This window comes from Sphingobacterium sp. UBA6645 (genome assembly GCF_002455685.1).
Taxonomy (GTDB): domain Bacteria; phylum Bacteroidota; class Bacteroidia; order Sphingobacteriales; family Sphingobacteriaceae; genus Sphingobacterium; species Sphingobacterium hotanense.
On sequence record NZ_DKLH01000005.1, the window covers coordinates 1 to 25,055 of the forward strand.

Below are 25,055 nucleotides of genomic sequence, written 5' to 3' on the forward strand. Positions count from 1 at the left end.
ACCCTTAATTCGCATTACTAAGTAAACACTAATCAAACCCCAATCAAACCCAATCCGGAGCGGTTATGAAAGGGTTATACATTGGGTTTGTAATGGGTTTGAATTGGGAGTATGTCGAAGCAGTCTCTACCCTGCCCTTAACTACATCTCACCAAGCTTGCAGGAAATAATTGTTATCACTTTTTTATTGAAACAGGTAGTTAAGTTCAAAGAATAGCGTATTTTTACGGTTACATCAATTACCTAGCTTTTATAATAGCTATACTTTTTTATTTGCCGTTCCGTTTTAACTTAAATTATACCACTGAAAAACACACACGCTAAACAAGAAGTAGCATCATAACCAAATTGGCTTTATGTTAGATTATCAGCGTCTTTTTGATAAATATTTTGTTCGACTGTCGACGTTCGCTTATCGTTGGGTGGGCAACGAAGATGACGCCAAAGATTTGGTGCAAGACGCTTTTGTGGTTTTGATGCAACGACAAGAGTCCATCCCTGCTGAAGGATCCGTAATAAAAGCTTTTCTCTACACTACCGTTAAGAATTTAGCCTTAAAACATATTCGAAATAGTCAAAGTTCAAGCAAAGCGATTGATCAGAGCCTGCTTTTCCAAGAGGAATCAGAGGATTCTATATTGAATAGCATTATCGAATCTGAGGTTATCGGACAGCTGCATGAGGATATTGAAGAGCTCCCTGTCGGGTGTCAGCACATTCCAAAGTTGCTGTATCTGGAAGGGATGTCCTATGAGGAAGTCGCTTCCACATTTGATATATCAATCAATACCGTAAAAACTCAACGTGCTCGAGCTATTCGTATGTTAAGAGAGAAATTTCTTATGGGTATCATATTTTTATTTAGCTGTTTTGCAGCTACTTACATGCTTTTTCAAAAATAATTCACTTTCTCAATCACCCATCTTACCGTTTTCTGGTATTTAGTTTCAAATTATGATAGCAAAAGACAAAATAGAATTAGCAGAATTGATTGCTCGACTAATGCGAGGCGAAACCTTATCGACCGCAGAAGAAGATCAATTGAAGACCTTAATGGAGCTATACCCTTCATCGAAGTCATATTTTGACGAGCTATTAGCAAGAGAAACCATTCACACTGCATTTGATTACCGAAAATTGGATATGGATCACGAATGGTCAAAGGTTCTTGCAAAACAAAGTATGCAGGAGACTGAATTGCAAGAAAACATCGTTCCCTTCAAAAGGAAACCTTCGAAATGGCAATATGTTGCTGCAGCAGCAAGCATTGTAATGCTGTTCAGCTTCTTTTGGATGATTACCCAAGAGAAAAAACCATTGAACCAAGAAATTTCAAAAGTGGAAACTGCGCATAATCCCCCCCTATCGGGTGCTGTTACTTTACAGGTGGATGGTGGAGATTCTTATGCGCTATCGGGTCACGATGCCAGCAATTTGCCGGAGGGTATGGCAGTGACGGGGAAAGAGCTTAAGTATCAACAATCAAATAACGCTGCATATAATCCGACACATCAACTAAATGTACCCTATCAGAATACAATTAGTTTGATTTTGAGTGACGGGACTAGGGTGTCAGTCAACGCAAATACGCAATTGACCTACCAATCAAAGTTCACCGGTAATGAGCGCAGAATAAAATTGAAAGGACAAGCCTATTTTGATGTAGCTAAAGATGCAAAACGTCCTTTCATTATTGAAACAGAGCAAATGGAAATTCAAGCCATTGGGACACAGTTCGATGTCAATGTTTATTCTAACAACGCTCAAGTTAATCTGTTGGAAGGTGAAGTAAAAGTAAGTAGCCAAGGAAAGGAGTTAGCCATCAAAGCAGGTGAGAAAGTGATTTCTGACGGTGTGAAGATGGGAAAAACGAACATCGAAAATATCGCAGCGGTTACTGCATGGCGCGACGGGCGTTTTTTCTTTGCAAATCAGTCCATTGGGCAAGTTCTAAATGAAATATCTCGATGGTATGGAATTACGATTGATTTTAAAGCAACGCGATACAATCATAAACGATACACTGGGGGTGTAGATAAAGCCTTAAGTTTAGAGGAAGTGTGTAAGGTTCTTGGCGATTTAACCAATTACCGATACAAAATTGAAGGCGGAAAAATAATTGTATTAGACTAACCTATAACCGAAGAAAGGAGAAAAGAATGATCTAATGATACCTAATCCATCATTATTATAAAAAGAAGAGCAAAGGTCTGCGACTCCTTTGCTCTGGAATTATTAATAGTAAAATAACCATAATCCACCACTAATTTATGAATAATAATTATTATTCAAAGGACGCCTATTCCCTAAATTTTAGAGCGATCCTTTTGAAATGCTTACTTATGATGAAACTAATGGCCATCCTTTTGACGACTTTGTTGTCATTTTCTTACGGATCAACCATTGCGCAAATTAACATTAAAGAGAAAAGTATAACGTTAGAGAATACACTGAACAGGATCAATAAGATCACGGGCATGGAGTTCATCTATGAGAACGACTTGCTCAGCGATAAAAAAATAAGTGTAGAATTAAGGAATGAGACACTTGAGGGTAGTTTATCTAAACTCTTGAGCGGACAGGGACTTCGATACTCGATATACGGCTCTACCGTTGTTATTATGCCAAAGGCTTTAACTACAACGACTGCACTATCTGCGGAAGTAGATCAACCTGGTATATACAAGGGAAAGGTCGTCGATTCGGTAAGTCGAAAAGGTGTCAGCGGCGTTACATTTTTAATCCAAAGTAACAAAATGGGGTCGATCAGCGATGATAACGGAAACTTTACGTTGCGTTTCCCATCGCGCTCGGACATCGTCACGATTACCTGTGTTGGATATAAAACAAAGGTAATGAGCATCGCTCAAATCATTCAGAACCCCTACCTGGTTCTATCTAAAAGAGAGTTTAAGATAGAAGAAGCAGTTGTTGAACATAGAAATCCTAAAAACGTCGAATTAGACTTATCTCGTCGTAGACACTTGAGCTTAAGCCAGGTATTAGACGGTTCAGTACCGGGAGTGCTTATAAAACCAGTTGTCAAGACACGTCAGGAATTAACCATTAGCGGGCGCGGAACAGGCGGCATCTTCGCGAATGAAAGAGAAAATTACGAATATCTAAAAAGAACAAATCATCCTTCCGTACGAGAATTCCCTACCTATGAAGATTATGAGCGGAAGTTAATGAACGACTGGTCTGGCATTCCCAATGGTCGCGGACAAACTATATCGGCTAATAAATCAGCTACTTTAGATGGAATTGAGATAGAATCACGTGGTGGATCGGTATTTCCAGGATCAACGAAGGGAATGCTGATTATGATCGATGGTTTCCCTCAGAAAGACTTCCCGGCAAATATGCCGATGAGCAACGTTGAAAGCATTGAAGTTATTCGTGATCCGGAGGAATGTGTAAAGTATGGTCCGCAAGGAATTAATGGTGTCGTTATTATCTAGACGATGACCGGAAAAAGTGGCAAACCGGAAATCAATTACTCTACAAATATTTATCTATCCGGCCGCCCGGATAATAGCTTGAAGGCGTTGGATTTAGCGAATACTTCCGATTTATTGGATTTCTATCAAGAGCAATATCAAAAGAACATTCTTCCATTCGTTTTTTATAATATTCCGGATACGAGAGTACCGTATGCCTACAATTTATTATACGACAAGCTGGTTAAAAATATCTCAGAAGATACCTTCAATAGCCGTTGGGACTCTCTACGTTCAATCGACAACCGTTCTCAACTTCGCGAGCTTCAACAGGGTCGCTTTATGCAACAGCATAATCTAGCGGTATCTGGTGCAATCCCTGCATTGAAATACAACATCAACGCACTTTATACCGGGCAGCGCCAAGAAACCAGAGGCAGCAAGAATACAAACCTTGATCTAAACACCAACAATCAGTTTAGATTATTCGACAATAAAGTCGAGGGACAAGTATTTTTCCGCTTTAAAACGGGTGCATTCAAGACGCCAAAATCCGGTGCCAATAATTTGCCGCCTTACCAGCTGCTCTTCGATCAAAACGGTGACTATATTTATGATTACAGCGATACCTATCGTACCGAGCTCAACACGCAGTATCTAGCTTCAGGTTTGCAGGATCATGGTAGGAACCTTTTGGAAGATCAATTGCTCAATTTCAACGAGAGCAAACGTAAAGAAATATCCGGTTTTGCGAATCTAAACTACCGCATCACCGATAATCTGACTTGGATCAACAGTTTCTTGTATCAGAATACACATAATGAAAGCTTAGACTTTACGGACATCAATTCTAGCGATGGTCGCCGTAACTATAATAAGTACAGCATCTTAAATCGCGATAAGACCATAACTTATTGGTTACCATTCGCTAACTATGGTTTGATCGGCCGCAGCAAAAATGAAACACTTGATGCAAGGACGGGTCTAGCATTCGAGAAAAAGATCAATGATGATCATAGCATTGAGGCGGGTGCAAGTATCTGGACAAGTTCGGAACGCTACGATCAGGATCCATCTAGAAGATTATACGGCATTGATAGTAAAGGCAATGGCGGCGACACGTTGACATTGGCTAATGCTACAGGAAATAACTTGTACCAAGAATATATGTCGACAAGTAGCCTGAATATGATTTTCCAGCCGATGAATCAACAAAACCGCACCCTTAAAATTGGTGGTAATCTAGGTTATCTATATAAGGACTTTCTATCGACCAAGTTCAACTACAATGGTGCGTTCATGCCAAATTATGGCAGAGACCCTAATTATGCAGGATTCCACGATGCATTCATTGAAACAGATTGGGATTCACATAAACATTTCAATTTATCCAACCGCATCCTCTCGCAATTGGTTATCAGAAACAAAACAGGTCTTTTGCGTTCGTCGGAACTTCCTGCGCAGCAGTCAACCAATAGAGAGTTATTATCAGACTGGGAGCTTTATAATATTCAGCTGATCAATTACCTCAGAACAAATATGAGCGACATCAACCTAAATTATACAAAGAATACCTTGTATTTAGGTTTGCTAGATGGCGATTTGATTGTCGCAGCTGGAGCTTATGTTAGCAATGAAAACAAAGTTCGCTGGTCTGGAGACGTATCCTTCGATGTGAAACGCCACTTTTTCTTTACCTCTAACTTTTTCAGCTCGTTCAAGCTAAACTATAGTTTGCAAAACTTTGATTCGTATCAGAACTTGATGATGCAGTTATCCTTGAATCAACTGTTGCCAAATTCACCAGTTCAGCCTAACTTCCTGACATTTGACCAACTGCCACCAGCTATTACCAATCATGATATCTCTATGCATTTGGGGCTACTTAAAGAACGTTTACACTTTGATTTACGTTATTATGATCGCAACACGAGCGGTTTAGTAATTGATGCATTCAATAGACCTGACCCGGCAACGGGGATGAATAACCGTTATGTGATGAATACGATGAAGTCTAAAGGTTTCGAGTTGATGGGTACTATGAAACTCATCAGAAAGAAAAACTTCGCATGGGAAATGAACGTTATTGCTGCACACAATACATTGACGAATGTTGAGGTTCCTGAATTGGGATATCTTCCGGATATGACCTATTTAACTGCGCAACGCAATGGTTACAGCACAAACGCCTTATGGAGCTATAACTGGGGAGGTCTTGACGAAAAAGGAGACCCAACGATTATCAATGGAAATGGTTAGAAAGTTAAAGCCGCAGAAGAGTCAGCCCTAGTTTATAGTGGTGTTACGATTCCTCCTCATACCGGTTCATTCACACAGACTTTCGACATCCATAATTTCTTTATCCGCACGCGTTTAAACTGGCAAGGCGGAGCGGTTGCCCGTAAATATAAACCGGCACCATCTGGCGAGTATGAGTATAACGCAGATATAGCAAATCGTTGGAAAGAAGCGGGAGATGAAGCAAAAACAGATATTCCAGTGATCCGTTAATACGATTACAACCGATTGCTGATTACTCAAAATTCGACGAACTCTATCCTTTCTACGAACGCCATTCGTTTAGAAGAAGTCCAAGTAGGTTTCTTCTTCCCGAACAAAACACTGGAAGCAATGAAGCTAAAACAACTTTCATTATCAGTTCAAGCGAACAATGTTTGGTTCAAAGCGAAGAATAAATACGGTTATGATCCGAGATCAATGTCTACAACCGGTTTGTTAATGCCAAGAATGCCAATGGAATTTTCATTCACTTTAAATGCCGTTTTATAATGAGAAAACAATCTATCGTATATAAATTATTATTCTTTGTATTTGGAATGCAGCTATTGACTAGCTGCTCCAAATACCTCGACATCAATCCTGAAACAGGAAGCAACTTGTCTGTAAAGCAATATAAAGACTTCGAAGAGGTACTGAACAACATCAGCTTTACCAACGCGAACTATGATATTGCAGAAATGCTAACCGACAATGTTTACATCTGGACGTATTGGTTAGACAATATTGCAACTGATTTCAGCTATAAGAATGCTTATTTATTGAATGAGGATTTTTGGACCGCTAATGACGTTGATAATCTGTACACCGGGCTGTATGCTAATATTGCGAATGCGAACTTGGTCATCAACGATCTTCCTCTCGCAATCGATGCGACTGAAGAACAGAAAGCAAAGCTAATTGCTATTGCTAAGATACATCGTGCCTATTTCTATCTTCAATTAGTAGGCTTTTATGGCCCAGCTTACAATCCATCCACTGCAAAGACTGATTTAGCAATTCCATTGATCAAAAATTTAGATCCAAACCAGCTTCCAAGTCGCGCATCGGTGGAAGAAATATACCAGCTCGTAGAAAGCGACATATTGGATGCCATTAACTCCAACACACTTCAAGATGAGGGTAGTGATTTGTTGCATCCGGGGAAATTAGCCGCAATGTCTGTCCTCTCGAAAATGTATTTGCAAAAAGGAGAATTTCCAAAAGCGAAGGAATATGCGGAAAAAGTATTGGCTGTCAAAAATGAGATGCTCAACTACGAGGAAGCTGAGGAATTCGACAACGGTTTTCCGGAGATGTTATTGGATTTAAAGAATCATCCAGAAATTATCTTCGCCAAAGTTGCAGAAGACACTACGTATCTTTCAAAGATATCGGGGTCATTTCTTCTTTCTAAACAATTGAAGAGCTTATTCATCAATTATGACTTAAGAGCAGATAATTTCTTCCAAGAAGGTTGGATCTATGATACTTACAAAACCCGACGTTCTGCATCGGGAGCGATTCTTCGCTTTAGAAACAGTATCACAGTTGCGGAAATGATGTTGATTGCTGCTGAATGTGGCGCGCGCGCGGGACAGACCGCCGAACCCTTAGCATTGATCAATAAGATACGTCAAAACAGATTTTATGAAGAAGACTATGAGGCTCTAACAGGCACGACAGCCCAAGAAGTGCTGAGCGCGGTTTTAGAAGAGCGACGTCGCGAACTTGCTTTTGTTGCTGGCAGCAGACTTTTAGATCTGAAGCGTCTATACATTGCCGATAAAAAAACAATAAAGATCACACGTTGGGATGATGACGGCAAAGTAATGAAAGAAATAGAGAGCAACTCCCCTATTTTAACAATCCCTTTAACGCCAAAAGTATTAGCGTTCAATCCTAATCTACGCACTAAATAAAAACGAAAGAAAAATGAAAATCTTAACTATTTGCTCTGTTGCTTTTTTAGCGACCTTGGCAAGCAATGCGCATAGCCAAGAGAAGGGTACAACCGTAGAATCACTTTTAAAGATTCAAGACAAAAAAATACTCGAACATAAACTCGATTCACTTATTCATGCGAACGAAAAAGGAATTTACACTGTCATAAATTATTACGCAGAGAAGAGAGATTATACTCGATATGATTCTGTATCCGCGCTCATGCCTACGCTTTATCCCTATGGTCGCGCGGGATCAATCAGTATGGTCCGCAGTATAGCAGAGTTGAAAGACCTCAAAGAGGTGAAGGATAGCGTCGCAAGCTTCGAGCAAAAATATGACAAAGAGTTCTTGGACGATGCTTATCTATCTGCAGGTATTGCCTTTTCGAAGCAGAAAGCAAGTTTACCGGAGGCTGTTGCTTACGTCAATAAAATTAAAAAAACATTGCAACGCATCACCGCTGCGTTAAATACAGCACGGTATATGGAGTTTCATCAATCCGATTTATTGGAAGGTTATTTGAAGTCTGAAGCAAAATGGAGAGCGAAAAATCTTAGCGCTGCGGAAATAAATAACCAGAACTATGTGCCTATTTTCCAAGATATGGAATACGCTTACTCCCGACTTTTGCAGAAGCAAGGAAATACGGTTGAAGCGCTAGCCGTTGCGAGAAAAGCTTATGAAATCCCAATTGAATCAATGCCTGAGGAACAGTTATATTATCTGGGGCTATTATTCAAACAAGAACAATATGAAGACGCCTTCCCTATTGTCGATGCATTAGTAAAGCAAGGAAAAGGTACCATCGAGCTAAAACAACAATTAGCGACTGCATACGAAAAAGTCTATAAAAAGGATGCCCAGGCTTATATTGCTGAGATTGAAAAAAATCTAAATGATGCCGTTGAAAAAGATATCGTTAAATATTCAGTTACGCAGCAAGTTCCGGATTTCGAAGTATTAGATACAAAAGGAAACAAAGTCAGTATCGCCGATTTTAGAGGAAAAACGATTGTAATAGACTTCTGGGCGACGTGGTGTGGACCGTGTAAAAAGTCTCTTCCAGCGATGCAGCGTACTGCCAACCTATATAAAGAAGATAAAGATGTGGCATTCCTTTTTATCCATACTTGGGGAAGATCAGAAGGATCGTTAGCGGAGGCGGTTAAATATTTCAAAGACAATAACTACGACATGGATCTTTACATGGATAACAAGCAAGATGATGGGTCGTTTAAAGCAGCCGAAGCGTTTAAAGTGCGAGGGATTCCACAAAAGTATGTTGTCGACAAAAACGGAGTAATCCGTTTTTGTAGCTGCTGGCTTCAGTGGTGGCGAAGAGGCGGCAGTTGTTCAACTACAATCGATGATCGGAAAGACTAAGAAATTTTAAATCTGAAGCTAATGAAACTGAATAAACTTGTGCTGTTCATTGGAATGGCATTCTTTTCTAGCGCCGCAACGGGACAGGAATATATCAATTCTGTCAACCTCGTTAAGCAGATGGAATCTAGAGCAAACGCGGCATCATTTGACGCTACGAAGTTGGAGAATATGTTCAAGAATTTCCATTTGGTGCAGGAAAAGAAGAAAGTAAAGATAAAAGTACTACCTCCTTCCAATAAAGCCTTAAGTGCGGAGGAAGTATTCGAACAACGCTATCCTTCTGTATTTATGTTTGTACAGATTTACAAGGATAAAGAAGGTAAATGGAAAATCAACGGCGCAGGAACTGCGTTTCCAATCTCGGAAGACGGCTATTTCATAATCAACAACCATATGGTCGATGAATTAGGTTTAGGAGTAGGCGATCCAGCAAAAGTTGATAAGCAAGTAAAACTGATGATGGCCAACCATGCTGGCGAACTGTTCCATATCGACTCGGTCGTAACATTCGCTAAGGAAGCCGATATCGCCATTCTCAAAGTGGATCTGAATGGCCAGAAGATTAAGCCCTTTGCATTAGGGAATGATTCTAAAACAGGTGCTGAGGTCCACGTACTCTCCCACCCTCGTAGCTTACATTACTACTTCTCCTCAGGAAAAGTTGCACGTCTTACGGAGTTTGGAGACCGTGGTATTTTCAGCAGAAAGATGGAAATCACTGCAGACTTCGCTGCAGGATCATCCGGAGGACCAATCATCGATAATAAAGGAAACATCGCAGGCTTGGTGTCATTAACAAAATCATTTTATTACGACCAAGCAAATCAAAAGAACTTACAAATGGTCATTAAAGAGACCATTCCGGTAAGTGTCATCAAAGCACTAATCAGTGAGTAACACCTAATTGTTAATAAATCCGAAATGAAAGAAGCTGTCTGATGACGGCTTCTTTTGTTTGTAAAAATCCTCTAATAAATGACTTTAGTGTAGGATTTAGTCATTTTGCAAAAGACAATAAAGAATCGAAGAAACTATTCCCGTTAGCACAATTAAAGGTCTGCTAAATCCTTAAACAAGTTTACTACACTATTACTAAATAATAACAAAAAAGTCGAAGCATGCTTCGACTTTTTTGTTCTCTGTCATTTTTGAATCAAATAGATGCCATTATGAATAAACATGGATTAAAATAGATAACTTTGTCGCTCACTAGCTACAAGGACACGAGGGTGGAAAACCATTTTATTAGCAAATAATATTTTATGAACTTTTTACGAAAAGTTATAGTTCAAATCAGTGAGCTTTACGAGCGCATCATTCTAACGGGCGTGTCTGATGATATCAGCTTTCTCTTGCGCAAAGAGATCAAGATGGTGAATACAATCGCATTGTTCAGCACCATTATTATATTCATATATGGTTTATACAACATCATCCATTTCCCATTTATTGGCATCCTCAATTTCATTTGCGTAGCGAGCATCTTGTATTGTTTCCGATTAAATGGACAGCAGAAACACCAAATAGCAAAAAGTTGGATTCTCATCGTCTTTGCATTTGTGTTAATCTCGGTGAATCTAATATCGCCCAACACAACCGAATATTATTTAATCATTGTACTTACCATCGGTTTATTAGTATTTAAACAGAAGCGTACCAAAATAAGCGTCTTCGTATTGGTTTCTTTAGCGGTATTAATCCCAAAGTTTTACGTCTACCAGTTTCCTTTTATGGAGGATGTTGGCAAAGACCGATTAATTCTAAATTCTGCATTAGGCTTGCTATTTCTAACCGCATTAGTGCTGTACCATCAATCTATTCAAAATAAGTATCAAGATCATATCAAGGAGCAAAGTCTAAAGATCTTACAGCTCAACAATGATTTAAAGCATCTTCTTGCGGTAATTGCGCACGATATACATTCTCCGCTTCAAGCCACCTCCATGATGATGGATTATATTGCCAACGAAAAAATTGAAACAGAAAATCGAGAGAATTCGCTCCTGCTCGTCAATAAACAACTTAAAAGCCTAAGGTCAAATTTAGACAACCTGCTAGAATGGAGTAGAATGAACATGGGCGGAATACAGCCAAAAAAAGATAAAATTCTTTTGCATAATTTAATTTTGAATGCTGTGGAATCATTCGAAGTACGCCGTTCGGAGAAAGGAATAAAAATCATTTCGGAAATTCATCCCTCGGCGAGTATTGTTGCCGATCCGATACAGATTAGTATCGTTCTTCGCAACCTACTCGACAACGCTATAAAATTTAGCCATTCGGGAACTAATATTTTGATTTCGACAAAGGAAGCTCCTTCTGCTGTAGAGCTCTGTATAAAGGACGAAGGAAAAGGAATGTCCGAATCCCAAATCCAAAACCTTTTTCAAGGTGTTGGTGAACCAAGTTACGGCACGTTTGGTGAAAAAGGAACTGGATTGGGTCTTGTTCTAGTGAAGGAATTGGTGGAGGCTAATAATGGCGCAATCAAAGTCCATAGTCAGGAAAAGGTCGGAACAACCTTTCTTATTCAATTCCCTAAGTAAGGAACAATCGCGATTATTTCAGTTTTACACGAAGCAACCGATCGCTAGCGGTCATATAAAGGAAACCATCAGCACCGAATGCGCAGTTTGCTGTACGAATGCCTGAACGAATTCTCCCTATCGCTATACCGTCAGTACCGATAACAACAACACCATCGCCCGCCGCAGCAAACACATTCCCATTTCTATCGACTTTAATCCCATCGGCACGTATTTTTTCCGCAGGAAACGCTTTTTCAAAATCAATAAAAATTCTACCCTCGCCCTTGATGTTTGCATTCTCCAAGTCATAAACCATTAGGTAGGGTTTAGCATCATCGCTCAAAGCGACATATAGCTTGCTGCCATCAGCATTGACCGCAATACCGTTCGGACGTGCAAGATTATTGATAACCTGCTCGACTGAATTATCCGTTTTATTAACCCTATATACACCGTTCTGAGCAATTTCTCTATTGCTTGTGTCATTCAAACGCCCCGGAAGACCGTATGGAGGATCTGTGAAAAAATAATATCCTAACGGATGCTCACAAAGATCATTCGGAGAGTTGAAACGCTTTCCTTCCCATTTGCTTACAAGGGCTGTTTTCTCTTTTGTCGAAAGATTAATCTTTGTAATTCGACGATTACCATGATCGCAGGCAATCAGATCCCCTTCTTTATTGATTAGAAGACCGTTTGTACCAGGTTCGTCGCTATACCATTCAGCCCCTTCATATCCTGACGGCTTTATGAATGGTCGCAGCCCACCTTCTTTATCCCATCTGTAAATCGTATTTAATCGAGGGTCACTGAACAAAAGATAATTGCCACGATTATTCCATACTGGACCCTCCGCCCAAACCATGCCCTCACCAAGATTTTCAATAATAGCCTTTGCACTTATTATTTTCTGCATCCCCGGCTTTAGGATTTCTATCTTTGTGGTCTGCGCAAAATTATAAGACATAGAAAGAGAAAGTATAGAAATTAGAATCAGTAGTCTCATGTGTAGTTTAGTTTGATTGTAGACTGAAAATAAGGAAATTAATCGAAAACCATTGGGACAATACCTACTTTTTCAATTAAACTAAATATTTTACTCACTTATTTTCCCCCAAGTTAATCTTTCCAAAATTCCCATTTAATACCTCCACATTCCCCCTGAATAACACAAGCCTTTCCATCCCCTCTTCGCTATCTTTAAGCATGAAAACATTCAAATCAATTATTTACGCATCTATCTTCGCTTTCATCTCTATAATCTTTATAGCTAGTTGCAGCGATAATGACGATCCTGTTATTCCTCAAACAGGAAATGTAAAAGCCACCTACCGTATCGTTGGCTCATCGGGTGTAAACATTACATCCATCGTATTCTATGAAAACAACACAATCGCAACGCGCTCTGGAAACTTCGGCGCTGAATGGACAAGCCATGAGGTAGAAAACGACGGAATTCATACGATGATCAATGCAACGGCTTCAGGACCAAGCGACCAATCAACATTAAAAGCACAAATACTTATTGACGGAAAAGTCGTCAAAGAAAGTCCTGTATCCCAAGGAAAAATATTAGTTACGAGTCTTAGCCTATATTAAACATAGTAAAGGCGGTATTCAATTAAGAAATACCGCCTTTAAACTATTATTACTACTCGTCCTTCTGCTGCTTATTTTCGCTTTTCTTTTCTTTCTTATTGTGCGTAATGTCTTCGCCTTTGAACGCATTCTCCTCATGCTCTCTGCTATCTAAATTATCTTTATTCTGAACAGGCTTGTTCTGAATAGCATGGCTAGCCGGGTTCTTTGTCTTTCCTTGATTTTGATTTGTACTCATCTTCTTTTGATTTTTAGTTCAACCATCGATGTCAACTATAAAACAATCAAAAGCATAAAAAAGTTCTGTATTAATTATTAAGCATCTTAACGGCAAGGATATGCTTGCAAAGACCACGCTTGCCCTGATGGTTCGTAAACCAATTACAAGTACATCGGCTCTGTTCTCCTTGAATGATTACCGTATGGATTACATCTGTGCCCGCTACGCGCGCCTCAATACAATCTCCCGTATTCCTTACAATCTCAACACCTTCAGTCGCAAGCAACTTCTTTGCATTCTTTAATCGCGGGTTTAAAGATAGAATACGCTCCATTTTAAAAGGCAAGCGACGGTAGTAATGCTGATGGCTATGTAGATCATAGCCTAGAAGTCCGACAGACGATAGCGATGCCGTTAAGCTATCCATCGTCGCAAAATCCACATCATGCTCAATAGAAAGCATCGTAGGATCAAATAATTCATTAGACTTTAACAAGGAATTGACACCCATTACCCATTCGTCCGGAACAGCCTGTATCATATTCTCCAATACATTTCCCTCACCTGAAAAACCACGATAATTATCCGGTGAAAGTGCCAATGTCAAGCGCATATTCTTAAAATCTGCCACGACCGAACAACTCTCTCCTCCAAGCTCCTGGTAAACCGTCATGTTGTCGATATATGGCAAGATCCCTTCCAACAAACGTAGGCGTTGTATGCCGCCAATCCGAACGGAGTCTTTGTTAGCAATTGGACTCAGCACAAATCGGTTCGCACGCTGATGCAGAAAAAACTCCCCTTTCACATTACCGCGCGGAATGCTCTGAAAAAGTTGCACCACCTGAACCTTGTTTAACCTAAACTTTTCCTCCATCCCCGCTAAATACAGCTGCACTGAAGTTAAACCCTTAATCCAACGTTCCGGTAAACGCACCTTCTTCTCTACCACCTTGCCCTTATCGGTACTGATCGACACTTCCTTGCTGCCAACACCCAACACCATCTTTTCAGTTTTCTTGACGCCATTTAAAGCGTTCAACATCGGTTCGTTAAAATCAACATTGGTGGTTCCGCTAGCAAGGAATTCCCCATCGATCGCGTCTTCCAACAAGTCTAAACGTGCATAAACACCATTACATGAGGAAAAACCCTCGAAACGAATCTGGTCAGTGCCTGCAGAAACAATAGGATCACGAAGACTCGCAGGAATCGGCCCAAAACTAGAGCGCACCACCTTCGATAAGGTCATCAGACATTTTGCCGTGGTCAGTGGGTCTGTTAAACTTCCCCAGAAAAAACAAGGCACTTCGTTTACCTCTTTTATCTCCGCCTGATGTGATAGCACCAAGCGCTGAATACCCGATTGCTGCGTAAGTACCGAACTGCCCTTATAGGCTATATCAAAATCTACAGTTGCCATAATCTTATTTTAATATCTTTTTAAGTAGAGGTTGAAGGGATTTATAAGCTTCAAATCGCTTAAATGAAACCTGCAATTCCTCAGTTAACTCTACATTGTTTTTCTGCTGCAAATCGTACAATAGCTCCACAAGTTTCTTCAAGTTGATAGGCATCTTTTCCTTGATTTCCAAATCTTTCAAAACGGCTAGCAATAAAGCCAATAAGGCCTGATTATGTTTTGCCGATACATCCTTGCTTTGTTCCAACACATCTGCTAAACGCCCAATCGGGCCGTATTCGCCGTTCATTAAAAACAGTAAATGCTTCGCCACGAGATCTACAGGAAAGCGATTCTGCTCGACAGCTTGAATAAACAATTCAACGCAGACCGCACGTACGGTTTTGTCAGCACTGAAAAAACTGCTGGCAATATAGAGTGCCGAATGATCCCGAATAATATAAAACGGATATAGCATCTCTTCCAAAAATGCTTTCGTGTCTTTCGTCCCCCAAATTGCCATTCGGTTATAGGCATAGGTGTACAAAATCGCCATACTATCTGAATTTTGCGCCAATAAGCTATGTACGTATCGAACATCCAAATCACTGGCGTAATAACCAAGGTACTGATTCGAACCACGCGAAAAAAGATCTAAACCAGCGAGCAAGGTCTTGGGATAAGCTTTAAATACAGGAAACTCAATGATTAATTCATTACCAACTAAAAATGGCTCGTGAACTTTCTGATGATAATTGTATTGCTGAACATAGTGTGGTTTGATGGACAGTTTAGGGTCAAAAGGCGCAATAACAGTGGGCGCGTTAGCAATGCTAGAGTTTTCAAATACTGAAAAAACACCGTCGGGATCACTGATGCGAGCAATCGTCGCCCATATGCCTAACAGTAAATTCTTCTCGTCCGAATTACTATCCATTATTTTCCCAAACCAATTCGACTTTTTGACACTGATTTCATCACTCAATCCAAAAGCATAATTTAATATCGAAACAATCTCCTTCGCCTCTATTCTTTCAATTTTTTCTTCAATACCAGCTAACTGTTCTTTCGGCGCTCTACTCAATGCAATCGCCAAATCGATCAAGTTCAACGGAACCTTCGCTTTTTCATGCGCTATGATCCGATCAACCAGCACATGCGGAGCAATCCAAAACGGCTTATGTGTAGGTAGGCTTAATGCCTCCAAACGGATACCATCTCGCCATCGCTCCTGCCACATTTGCATCTGATCGTTCATTAAATTAACTAGAGAAAGCGTCTTCGCATATTTATTTTGGTACACATATATTTTTGCGCTATTCTCTTGATGGCTATAGAATATATGCGAAAAAATCTGATAACAATGAGACTCCGAATAGGTATCCCGCAGTTGCTTCAAATAAGGTGCTAATTGTTGCTTATAATCCGCCGGGAAGTCTCGAAAGTGCAGTGTCCAAGCATTCATCAAAACCTCCATTTCAATAGGATCCTTAGAATGTAGCACTTTCCCCAATTGAAATAGAATATCATTCCATTCCGACGGTACGGAGATTTCTTCATCAAGCTTTACCGTCGGATCAGGCGAATAGACATAACTCTCCAACTCTCCACCAGACAAAGTCGATAATATATCCTCCTCAGTATAGTACTCCAACGTATCCCCCATGAAAGACTTCAAATCTTGCGCATTCGAACCTAACATCTGACCGGAATACATAGCAAGTTTATCTGCCAAGGCATCCGAAGGTTTTTCTTGATGTTTCAGAATAAATTTAGTTGCCCGATCCTGCAATTGCAAGTCTGGTATCATAAACGTATCAGCAGCCAATAGATTGACCTGCTCTTTAAATTGGGGATAATCCTTCAATACCTTATCCAATTGAATCATCAAAGTCTTTACAGCACCTTTCAAATCTGTACGCATGAAAATAGGGCTTATCCAACTTAGAAATTCTCCTCGATCGAATTCAGGATGCGCTAAAACAGGCTTCAACAAATTAATCGCGAAGTTTATCGGACCAGTCTCTTCCGTATGGAACATAGGGAAAATACTATGTTGATATTTTATAAGTTCTGTCTCATCGAAAGCCATTTGTAGGAGCATCTCTCGGAAAAAGCTCTTCTGCACATTGTTCCAGCTTTTTGTTTGAATCTCCAAAGACTTATTGATCAAAAAGTCACGATCAATTTTGCCCTCCGCCACTAGTTTTTGAAAAACCACATGCCAGAGCAATTGATTATCATTACGACTATAATCCCACTTGTAAGCGACTGTACTGATATTTGACGGATATTCAAAAACCAGTGAAACATCGCGCTTTACGGAAATGTCGTCCGAACAGAATTCTTCTATATACCGATCGATATTTGCAGCATCATTCACTGCTTCCGGGAAGTAGGTCACCGCGCTCACATACACTTCCGAATTGAAATGCATCAATCCTCTACGTTCCCACGCGCGCAAACTATCGTATCGGATGCTCAACCAGTCGTTGCGCTGCAATTGCTGCGCTAAATAATCTGATAACCAATCTGGCTGCGCCCATGCTAATACCGCCGCAACCTGCGGATCCTTTGTCGTGTTCAATAGCTCGACAAACTCGGGCCATGAATTCGTATCCGTTAAACTGAAGGTACCCAACGCCAAAAGATTAATTACACGTATCTGCTGCTTCGTCCCGCGTTGACCCCAAGAATAGCTGTTATGCTGCCTATACTCAGGCTCCTTATCCAAGTTGACAAAGGATGCATAAAAACGCTTCGCGCTGCGAATCTCCTTTTTTAACAATTCTAAATTACCCTTCGCATATTCCTGTAAAAACGGCAACACCGCGTCGTTTTGCGGATGTTTTATTAGTTGGCGAAAGGCTTCCAAAACCTCTTCTTTTCGCTGTTGCGAAGATGTCTTTGCAATAGGCTTCCCATCTTTTTGCACAGCCTTTTGCACATCCACAGTCCCATCTTCCGAATAGCCTTTCTTTGTTTTTTCGCGAACTAGTTTCTCCGCATCTGATAAACAAGCCTCCTCCGTATCGAAAGTTTTTGTCTTTGATTGTCCGTCGGTGCCGTTCCGACCATAAGTCACCGTATGGCTATTCCCGGAAGTCTGTATTTCCCAGAATTTATCCGACGTACCGTCAATATATTTTAGATGCTTAAACATAAGTTTCAGAAGTTTATAATACATATTAAAATATGAATTAAAAGAGGTAAACACAAGCATATTCAAATCCTTAACATTATTATAACCTCAATCAGCTACAAGAATAGGACAGGATCTAATCTGTTTTTCTTTACCTCTCCTTCTACTCAATCCCAATACAAAGCCCTTTCAAAACCCTTTCAGAACCAATGGAGAATCGCTTCGGAAGGGGAATGATTGGGGTTAATATAGGCTTGACAATTCGTTAAACCTGAATTTATTCCATATCATTAATTTAAAGGAAAATAAATTAAAACAATTAAAAACATGGCAAGAGCAAAAAATGGTATAAATGGCAATATCTCCGGGAAAGTTGGGAATGTAGTCTTCTACGAGCGCAATGGTATTAGTTATGTCAGAACGGCTCCCGCTCGACGTATCGAAAAAAATAGCTCGGAAATTGTGCAAATGACGCGTATCAAATTCAAACTCGTACAGCAATATGTCATCCGAATGCTGCAGTTTGTGAAATTCGGCTTTCAGTTTGGTGCAGGGAATGGTACGGCATACAATCGCGCCATGTCTTACAACCTTCGAAATGCCGTTAAGAGCCATAAGGAGGAGGCGTTTATTGATTGGAACAATTTGGCTTTTAGCCGAGATATGCCAGACCCTATCAAGGAAATCTCCTTTTCGTTAAACCGAGCGAGCAAACAATTGACGCTCCGCTGGCAGCTCGATGATGAAATGGCGCTTCGTTTAAAGGGACATCAAATGCACACCTACATTTTGATTATTCCAAGTGACCTGGATAGTTGGAATGTGCAAGGGCTTAGTGCTGGAAATCCTATGCAAGAAATGGAAGAGCCCCTGAACATATTAAGCTATGATACCACCATCGTGCATCATATTTACATTGCTTTTGCTTCCATCGAGATACCAATTCGAAGTACCAATAGCCGATATGTTGGCGCCATAGAGATGTAAAGCGGGGATTCATTATCAGGGTTTCGTCAAAAAGTAGTTCCATCTTTCGTTAATATGGCCTAAACTCTCTAAATTAAGCAGTTAGATAGCTAATGCATAGCCCCTATACTGCTAAAACTTAAAGAGAATGACGAAACATTACTTCCCCTTACATCTTCGCATCATCAATACGGATGAAAAGCACGTCGGTGAAAAATTATACTTGACCGGAACTTTCAATAATTGGTCGGAGGAGCATGTATTGATAGGTACGATTCCCGAAAAAGGTGGCACCATAAATTATACCTTGGAGGATGTCAAAGCTGGCGAGCATGAGCTTAAATTATCGCGTGGAAGTTTTAAAACCCTTTTTGCAGATGCAAGTGGACAGCTTGCTCCGGCAGCATGGATAAACCACTCGAAGGAGTCTGAATTGGAGTTGACGATTGAAGGCTGGCGAGATGACTATCCAGCGAGTACGGCGAGCGAGCAGGTCAATATATTGGATGAGCATTTTTACTTTCCGAATTTAAATGTACATCGAAAGATATTAATTTACCTGCCTAAAGATTATAAAACGTCGGATAAACGCTATCCCGTTATCTATATGCATGACGGACAGCACCTATTTGATGAGGCAACCTCAGTGGGCCGATCCGGTCCGGTGGAATGGAAAGTAGATAATACGATTGATGATTCGGAGCATGATGCCATCGTTGTTGCTATTTACCATGCAGCAAACTTTGATCTTCGAGCAGAAGAATATATGCTATCGGCGACCGATGAAATCAAAAACCCTAAAGGTCAGCTTTACTTAGACGACATTGTTAACGAGCTGAAACCTTATATTGATGAGCATTATCGAACGCTCAACGATCGTAAACATACCGCAATGCTTGGCAGTTCGATTGGGGGACTTATCAGTATCTACGCAGGGATACTTTATCCGGAAATATTTGGCACCATCGGATCTTTTTCCCCTTCTATTTGGATGGATGAAGAACCACTTTACTTGAAAACGTTGCAGCAAATGCTCAAGCGTGCCGATGATTATAAAAGTCAAACTTTTTATTTCTACGTCGGCGGTAAGGAAAAGCGATTCGATAGAAATACCAAAGAAAACGACATGAAGAAAGAGCTGGAGAAATATGTAGAGTTTCTGACGAAGAATTATCAGGGCACAATCTTCATGGATATCAACGAGCATGGTAAACATGGCGCTGCCCATTGGCAATTGGCCTTCCCTCCTTTTTTCGATTATTGGAGCTTACAAATGAAGAGCAAATAAATCAGAGCAATATTAAAAAATGAATATAAATCCCGATCCCTTCTATGATGCAACAGCCCAAAATATCCCGTTATATTTTCCGTGTCAGTCATAAAGAGAAACTGACGCCACATTATATTCGTATAAAGCTTCAAGCAGATGAGGACATTGACTTTGATCAGTGTACCTTAGGAGCCAATAATAAGATCTTTATTCCTCCCAAGGGTGTTTCAGAGGTACATTTCCCCGAGTTTGACGAAACAAAGGGCGAATGGGTTCATCCATCGGAAGAATTGAAACCCATCGTGCGAACCTATACCCACCGCGCAATCGATCCAGTAACCATAGAAATAACAATCGATTTTGTAAACCATGGCGATAATGGCCCCGCTTCCGCTTGGGCCGCTAAAGCAAAGGTCGGACAGCAGTTGGGGGTAGCCATGAAAATCCGACCGACGATACATTATCAAGATTCGGATTGGTATTTTCTGATTGGCGACGCAACTGCGATTCCCGTGATATGTTGCATCCTGGAGAGTCTGCCTCCTACAGCAAAAGGCTGTTGCTTGATTGAAGTGCCTACAGAAAAGGATATTCATCCGGAAGTTCAGCACGCAGGCTTTGACATTCAATGGCTGATAAATCCACATCCAGAGCGCGCTAGTGTACTTTCAGAGCTCGCAAAAGACGTGGCAATCCCCCTCGAAGGGAGTTGCTTTGCTTATGTCGCATGTGAATATACTACAGTAAAAATCCTGCGCCATTACTTCCGCGATGAGCTGAAATGGACAAACAAACAGTTCTATGCATTCTCGTATTGGAAGGCTGGAGATGCTGAGGATCAATCGGCTACCGAGCGAAGACAGGAGAAAGCAAGCTGATGATTTCGCAGCCGTAGCGAAAGATTAGTAACAAGCTTATATTTATTTAGATTAATTATAAATAACTGTTATCTTTGCTAGGCAAAATGATAATTAGGGCGAAGATAAAGGAACATAATGAGTGGTTGTTTTGGGAAGAACTCTCTGAAGAAACAACCGCGCCTAATGCTTTATCTGAGAAAAACATTAGCATCAGCAAATACCCTATTAACATCAGCTCCTATCAGCTCCTATCAGATCTTAAGCCGAGGAATTTTTATTATTCAGGCGGAAATGTTCTTCAGTGAAGCCGCGAGCATTCAGGCGGAAATTGATAGCGAGGCGATCGTCAGCCAGTTTATTATCAGCATGAACCAGCATAATAAACCGACCTTCAGCAAACATAACATCCGCTACTTGCCGACTTTGAATGAGGAACATAATGTTCCGGAGAAGCAGAAATGCTTGTACATTCTTTTGGTCATGACGCCTAGCTTTTATCATAATTTGGTGACGATCTACAATCCGCTTCATGAGCAGTTTAAGCAGCGCATGGGCCAGCGGCACGCCGTTTCTATCTTTGATCAGGATCTGCCGGCGACTATGGAGATGTTACACACCATAGAAGAGCTGGCTAAAACAAAGGAAAAGAACGAGTTAAAGCAGATTTTCACCAATGCGAAGGTATTAGAACTTATCATGTATCAGTTTGAACAATTCGGATTGGCGGCAGCAAAAGATACCGAAGAGATTAGAACGGAGGATATCCTGAAGCTTGAAGAGGCGAAGCGAATCCTGACACAACAGTTTGTAGATCCGCCAACGCATCGTCAACTCTCCAAGATTGTCCTCCTAAATGAGTTTAAATTGCGCAATGGTTTCAAGCGCTATTTCGGAACAACCATCTACAATTTCATTACTCGCCTTCGGATGGAAGAAGCAAAACGGCTTATCCTCGACGAGGAGAAGAATATGTATGAAATTGCGACGCTCGTAGGCTTTAAGCATCAGGCTAGCTTCACGCATGCCTTCAAAAAATACTACGGCATTCTACCAAGCGATATCTTTCGATCAAATAACAGTGGCTAGCATCACGGAATTGAATTCTTGCAAATCATATTCAATCGGAATAGCTTGAATTTCTGTGCATAGATTTTTGGGATTGATCTGCACTAAACTGTCGATTCCAAAGATGGTATAAATATGTTGTTGTTTGAATACTTCGTTCGGACTGCCATACCACCATACTCTTCCCCCTTTCATCATGATCACTCGATCGCTATACTGCGCAACCATATTCAAGTCGTGCAATACCGCCATCACCGTAAAGCCAGCTTTACAGAAAGCTTTTGCAATAGCCAATGTTTGGTGCTGATATTGAATATCCATGCTGGAAATCGGTTCATCCAATAATAAGACTCCCTCCTCCGCATCCCATAACTGTGCGAGAACACGCGCGAGATGTACGCGTTGCTGCTCTCCTCCGGATAACTCGCGGATAGAACGATCGCGAATATGCATCAAATTACATATCTGTATGCACTCTTCCAGGATTACTTTTTCGTTAGCACAGGCATGCTTCTGATATCTACCCATCGCAACAACCTCTTCAACGGTGAAAGGGATATCCATCACGTTGCTCTGATGGAGGTAGGCTCTAAACATCGCCATCTCTTTCTTTGTCATATCAGCCACATCCTTGTTTCGCAGAACAATTTGACCACTACTGCTTTTTAGTTCTCCTGCAATAAGCTTCAATAAGGTACTTTTCCCCGCGCCATTGGCGCCGATAATGCTAACAAACTCGCCTTTATCGATAAATATATTGAGATCCTTAATAATCGTTCGATTCTTAACAGCATAATTCAGTCCCTGGATATGTATCATAAGCTATAGCTTTCTTTTTTCTCTTAATAAAATTCCTAAAAATACGGGTGCCCCTATTAGCGCCGTGATGACTCCAATAGGGAGTTCCAACGGCTGTATAATGGTTCGTGCGATAAGATCGGCAAGGTTCAACACGATTGCACCGCCTAGCAGTGAAGTCGGCAATAGAAAGCGATTGTCGACCGAACCGATCAAGCGAAGGGTATGCGGTACGAGCAGGCCGACGAAGGCAATAATTCCTCCAAATGCCACTGAAACCCCAACGGCAAGTGTGGAACAGATGATGATCAATATCTTAAGTCGCTTGGTATTTAAGCCCATCATTTCGGCTTGCGATTGGCCAAGGGCGAATAGATTAAGGGCCTTGCCAAAAAATAATAAGGGAACAACAGATACAACGGCGAAGATGATGAGGATATTCACTGCCTCCCAAGTCGCACCAGCCATACTTCCTAATGACCAGAATGTAATATTTCTTAGCTGTTGTTCGCTAGCCATATAGCTCATCAAGCCTGTTGCGGCTCCTGCCAATGCATTGATCGCAATACCGGCCAGAATCATTGTCGCAATGTTCGATTTACCTTCGACAATGGAAATCCGATAAACAAGGATTACTGCAAGCGAAGCACCGATAAAGGCAGATATCGAAATCAAGTAAAGGTTTAGCGAATTGCCAATTAACGCGATTAAACTGGCTTCGAATACAATAGTCAAGGCGGCAAAAAAGGAAGCACCGGAAGAAATACCAACTAGCCCGGGCTCGGCCAGGGGATTACGGAAAATGCCTTGTATTGCGGTACCCGTAATCCCCAATATCGCACCAATCAACGTGCAAAAGATAATTCGCGGAATACGAATCTCCATTAAGATATTCTTTAATAGTTCATCTTCTTCGCTGATACTGCTGCCGCTCATGCTCTTCCACAATAACAGGATAACGTCTTTGAAGGGTATTTCCATGGCACCTGCTCCGAGCGAGAAAATGATAATGCAGAAGAGAAGAACCGACAGCGAAAGGTATATAAATTTGTATTTCATGCTATAGCACAAGGTCTTGAAGTTTGGCAATAGCTTCTGGTAATCGAAGGCTGTAATTATTCAATAAAGTGGCATCCATCGAGATGATTTTATGATTCTTGCCTGCATTGGTCAACTTAACGCCCGGCATCTGCTGAATACCTTCACTGCCGCCGAGGCTTGAAATCCCGAAGTTGAATAGTAAAATGACATCTGGATTGGCAGCGACCAACGCCTCTGTATTATACGTTTTGAATCCTGTAAAGCCTTTCATGGCATTTTGGAATCCGGCTTCTTTAATCACCGCATCGATGGATGTACTCTGCCCAGCGACGCTCATGTGCCCGGCACCACGTGCATAAATGAATAGGATTTTTTGGGAGGATTGTTTGGTCTTCTTCGCTAAATTGGAAAGGTCTTGGCTCAATTTATTGGCTAACGCTGTACCCTGCTGTTCTTGATCAACAGCTTTTGCAATTGTTTTGATAAAGCTTTGTAGGCCGGCGGATGAAAACTCTTGCGTTACGAGTACGAAAGGAATCTTCAACTTCTTCAACTGCGCTTGGATATCGGCAGACAACTCGCCTTTTAATGCTAAAACTAAGTCGGGACGGAAGGAACTAACAGCCTCAATAGTAACGCTTCTATTCTTACTGACTTTTGGCAATTGGGAAACATAAGCGGGATAGTCGCTCGTCAAATCGACCGCGACAATCTGCTTCCCAACACCAAGCCCATCCAATACTTCGGTGATGGCACCACCTAATGAAATGATACGTTTTGGAGCATTTGCTTGACTTGAAAAACTGAGTGACATAAAAGTCATCAAGAGGAGAATGGTTCGTAATAATGGATAAGTTTTCATGTTATGTTGTACTAATATTGTGCACAAATAGAACACTTATTTATAATGTTTCCAAATAATCAGATTGCGCAAAATATACAAAATCAACAATTTGATTGCTTATAGTTTATTTTCATATCTTAATGATTTTCAATCTTTTAACAATCCATTAATGAAATTATTATTTGCAACAAAAATCTGAATGCCACAAAAAAACATACATTTCAAACAAATCTAGCTACGTATTGAATAAAGATATTGTCGGGAATATTG

21 protein-coding genes are annotated in these 25,055 nt (G+C 40.7%); 14 read left to right on the forward strand and 7 right to left on the reverse strand.

The features are described 5' to 3' along the window. Positions 1-356: 356 nt before the first annotated feature. The 9 genes from B2400_RS00645 to B2400_RS00685 all read left to right on the forward strand — a co-directional run bounded on the left by B2400_RS00645 (position 357) and on the right by B2400_RS00685 (position 11,596). On the forward strand, positions 357-902 hold the full coding sequence (locus B2400_RS00645) for an RNA polymerase sigma factor (protein ID WP_286652471.1): 546 nt from the start codon (positions 357-359) through the stop codon (positions 900-902). Between the two features lie 52 nt (positions 903-954). After that, positions 955-2,133: a FecR family protein gene (locus tag B2400_RS00650; protein WP_286652470.1), complete on the forward strand. Its 1,179-nt coding sequence runs from the start codon at positions 955-957 to the stop codon at positions 2,131-2,133. 209 nt (positions 2,134-2,342) lie between these two features. Continuing rightward, positions 2,343-3,461, forward strand: coding sequence for an STN domain-containing protein (locus B2400_RS00655; protein ID WP_286652469.1), 1,119 nt, complete (start codon positions 2,343-2,345; stop codon positions 3,459-3,461). Between the two features lie 3 nt (positions 3,462-3,464). Next, entirely contained in the window at positions 3,465-5,699 is a 2,235-nt protein-coding gene (locus B2400_RS00660) for a hypothetical protein (RefSeq protein WP_293930174.1), read from the forward strand. 267 nt (positions 5,700-5,966) lie between these two features. Then, the gene (locus B2400_RS00665; RefSeq protein WP_286652467.1) at positions 5,967-6,230 is read left to right on the forward strand and encodes a hypothetical protein; all 264 of its coding nucleotides are present in this window, start codon (positions 5,967-5,969) and stop codon (positions 6,228-6,230) included. Next, complete coding sequence (locus B2400_RS00670) at positions 6,230-7,639, forward strand: RagB/SusD family nutrient uptake outer membrane protein (RefSeq protein WP_286652466.1); 1,410 nt, start codon at positions 6,230-6,232, stop codon at positions 7,637-7,639. The genes B2400_RS00665 and B2400_RS00670 overlap by 1 nt, the downstream gene beginning before the upstream one ends. Before the next feature lie 13 nt (positions 7,640-7,652). After that, complete coding sequence (locus tag B2400_RS00675; RefSeq protein ID WP_286652465.1) at positions 7,653-9,047, forward strand: TlpA family protein disulfide reductase; 1,395 nt, start codon at positions 7,653-7,655, stop codon at positions 9,045-9,047. A 21-nt stretch (positions 9,048-9,068) separates the two neighbouring features. Further along, positions 9,069-9,947, forward strand: a complete 879-nt coding sequence (locus tag B2400_RS00680) for a S1 family peptidase (protein ID WP_286652464.1) — start codon at positions 9,069-9,071, stop codon at positions 9,945-9,947. A gap of 365 nt (positions 9,948-10,312) precedes the next feature. Beyond that, positions 10,313-11,596 (forward strand): sensor histidine kinase, encoded by a 1,284-nt coding sequence (locus B2400_RS00685; protein ID WP_149525471.1) that lies wholly within the window; start codon positions 10,313-10,315, stop codon positions 11,594-11,596. A 13-nt stretch (positions 11,597-11,609) separates the two neighbouring features. On the opposite strand, the gene B2400_RS00690 is transcribed toward B2400_RS00685, so the two are convergent. Then, positions 11,610-12,494 carry an SMP-30/gluconolactonase/LRE family protein gene (locus B2400_RS00690; RefSeq protein WP_293930177.1) on the reverse strand — a complete coding sequence of 295 codons (885 nt, stop codon included), beginning with the start codon at positions 12,492-12,494 and terminating at the stop codon, positions 11,610-11,612. A gap of 290 nt (positions 12,495-12,784) precedes the next feature. Here B2400_RS00690 and B2400_RS00695 point away from each other — a divergent pair, with 290 nt between their 5' ends. Then, a complete protein-coding gene (locus B2400_RS00695; protein WP_286651390.1) occupies positions 12,785-13,177 on the forward strand; it encodes a hypothetical protein in 393 nt (130 codons plus the stop codon). A gap of 52 nt (positions 13,178-13,229) precedes the next feature. On the opposite strand, the gene B2400_RS00700 is transcribed toward B2400_RS00695, so the two are convergent. The 3 genes from B2400_RS00700 to B2400_RS00710 form a co-directional block, all read right to left on the reverse strand. Beyond that, the gene (locus B2400_RS00700; RefSeq protein WP_149525468.1) at positions 13,230-13,415 is read right to left on the reverse strand and encodes a hypothetical protein; all 186 of its coding nucleotides are present in this window, start codon (positions 13,413-13,415) and stop codon (positions 13,230-13,232) included. A gap of 70 nt (positions 13,416-13,485) precedes the next feature. Continuing rightward, positions 13,486-14,820 carry an SWIM zinc finger family protein gene (locus tag B2400_RS00705; protein WP_286651389.1) on the reverse strand — a complete coding sequence of 445 codons (1,335 nt, stop codon included), beginning with the start codon at positions 14,818-14,820 and terminating at the stop codon, positions 13,486-13,488. Between the two features lie 4 nt (positions 14,821-14,824). Further along, positions 14,825-17,962, reverse strand: a complete 3,138-nt coding sequence (locus B2400_RS00710) for a DUF6493 family protein (RefSeq protein WP_293930180.1) — start codon at positions 17,960-17,962, stop codon at positions 14,825-14,827. Positions 17,963-18,268: 306 nt separating this feature from the next. Here B2400_RS00710 and B2400_RS00715 point away from each other — a divergent pair, with 306 nt between their 5' ends. The 4 genes from B2400_RS00715 to B2400_RS00730 all read left to right on the forward strand — a co-directional run bounded on the left by B2400_RS00715 (position 18,269) and on the right by B2400_RS00730 (position 22,123). Next, complete coding sequence (locus B2400_RS00715; RefSeq protein WP_293930182.1) at positions 18,269-18,928, forward strand: DUF6266 family protein; 660 nt, start codon at positions 18,269-18,271, stop codon at positions 18,926-18,928. 127 nt (positions 18,929-19,055) lie between these two features. Further along, a complete protein-coding gene (locus B2400_RS00720) occupies positions 19,056-20,195 on the forward strand; it encodes an alpha/beta hydrolase (protein WP_293930184.1) in 1,140 nt (379 codons plus the stop codon). 44 nt (positions 20,196-20,239) lie between these two features. Beyond that, complete coding sequence (locus B2400_RS00725; RefSeq protein ID WP_293930185.1) at positions 20,240-21,055, forward strand: siderophore-interacting protein; 816 nt, start codon at positions 20,240-20,242, stop codon at positions 21,053-21,055. Between the two features lie 165 nt (positions 21,056-21,220). After that, positions 21,221-22,123, forward strand: a complete 903-nt coding sequence (locus tag B2400_RS00730; RefSeq protein WP_293930186.1) for a helix-turn-helix transcriptional regulator — start codon at positions 21,221-21,223, stop codon at positions 22,121-22,123. Here the strand turns inward: B2400_RS00730 and B2400_RS00735 are convergent. From B2400_RS00735 to B2400_RS00745, 3 genes are read right to left on the reverse strand one after another with little or no spacing between them, the layout of a single operon-like run. After that, the gene (locus tag B2400_RS00735; RefSeq protein WP_293930187.1) at positions 22,106-22,921 is read right to left on the reverse strand and encodes a heme ABC transporter ATP-binding protein; all 816 of its coding nucleotides are present in this window, start codon (positions 22,919-22,921) and stop codon (positions 22,106-22,108) included. The two genes, B2400_RS00730 and B2400_RS00735, sit on opposite strands and share 18 nt — an antisense overlap. 3 nt (positions 22,922-22,924) lie before the next feature. Beyond that, positions 22,925-23,959 (reverse strand): FecCD family ABC transporter permease, encoded by a 1,035-nt coding sequence (locus tag B2400_RS00740; protein WP_293930189.1) that lies wholly within the window; start codon positions 23,957-23,959, stop codon positions 22,925-22,927. 1 nt (position 23,960) lies between these two features. Continuing rightward, a complete protein-coding gene (locus B2400_RS00745; protein WP_293930191.1) occupies positions 23,961-24,803 on the reverse strand; it encodes a heme/hemin ABC transporter substrate-binding protein in 843 nt (280 codons plus the stop codon). Between the last annotated feature and the right edge of the window lie 252 nt (positions 24,804-25,055).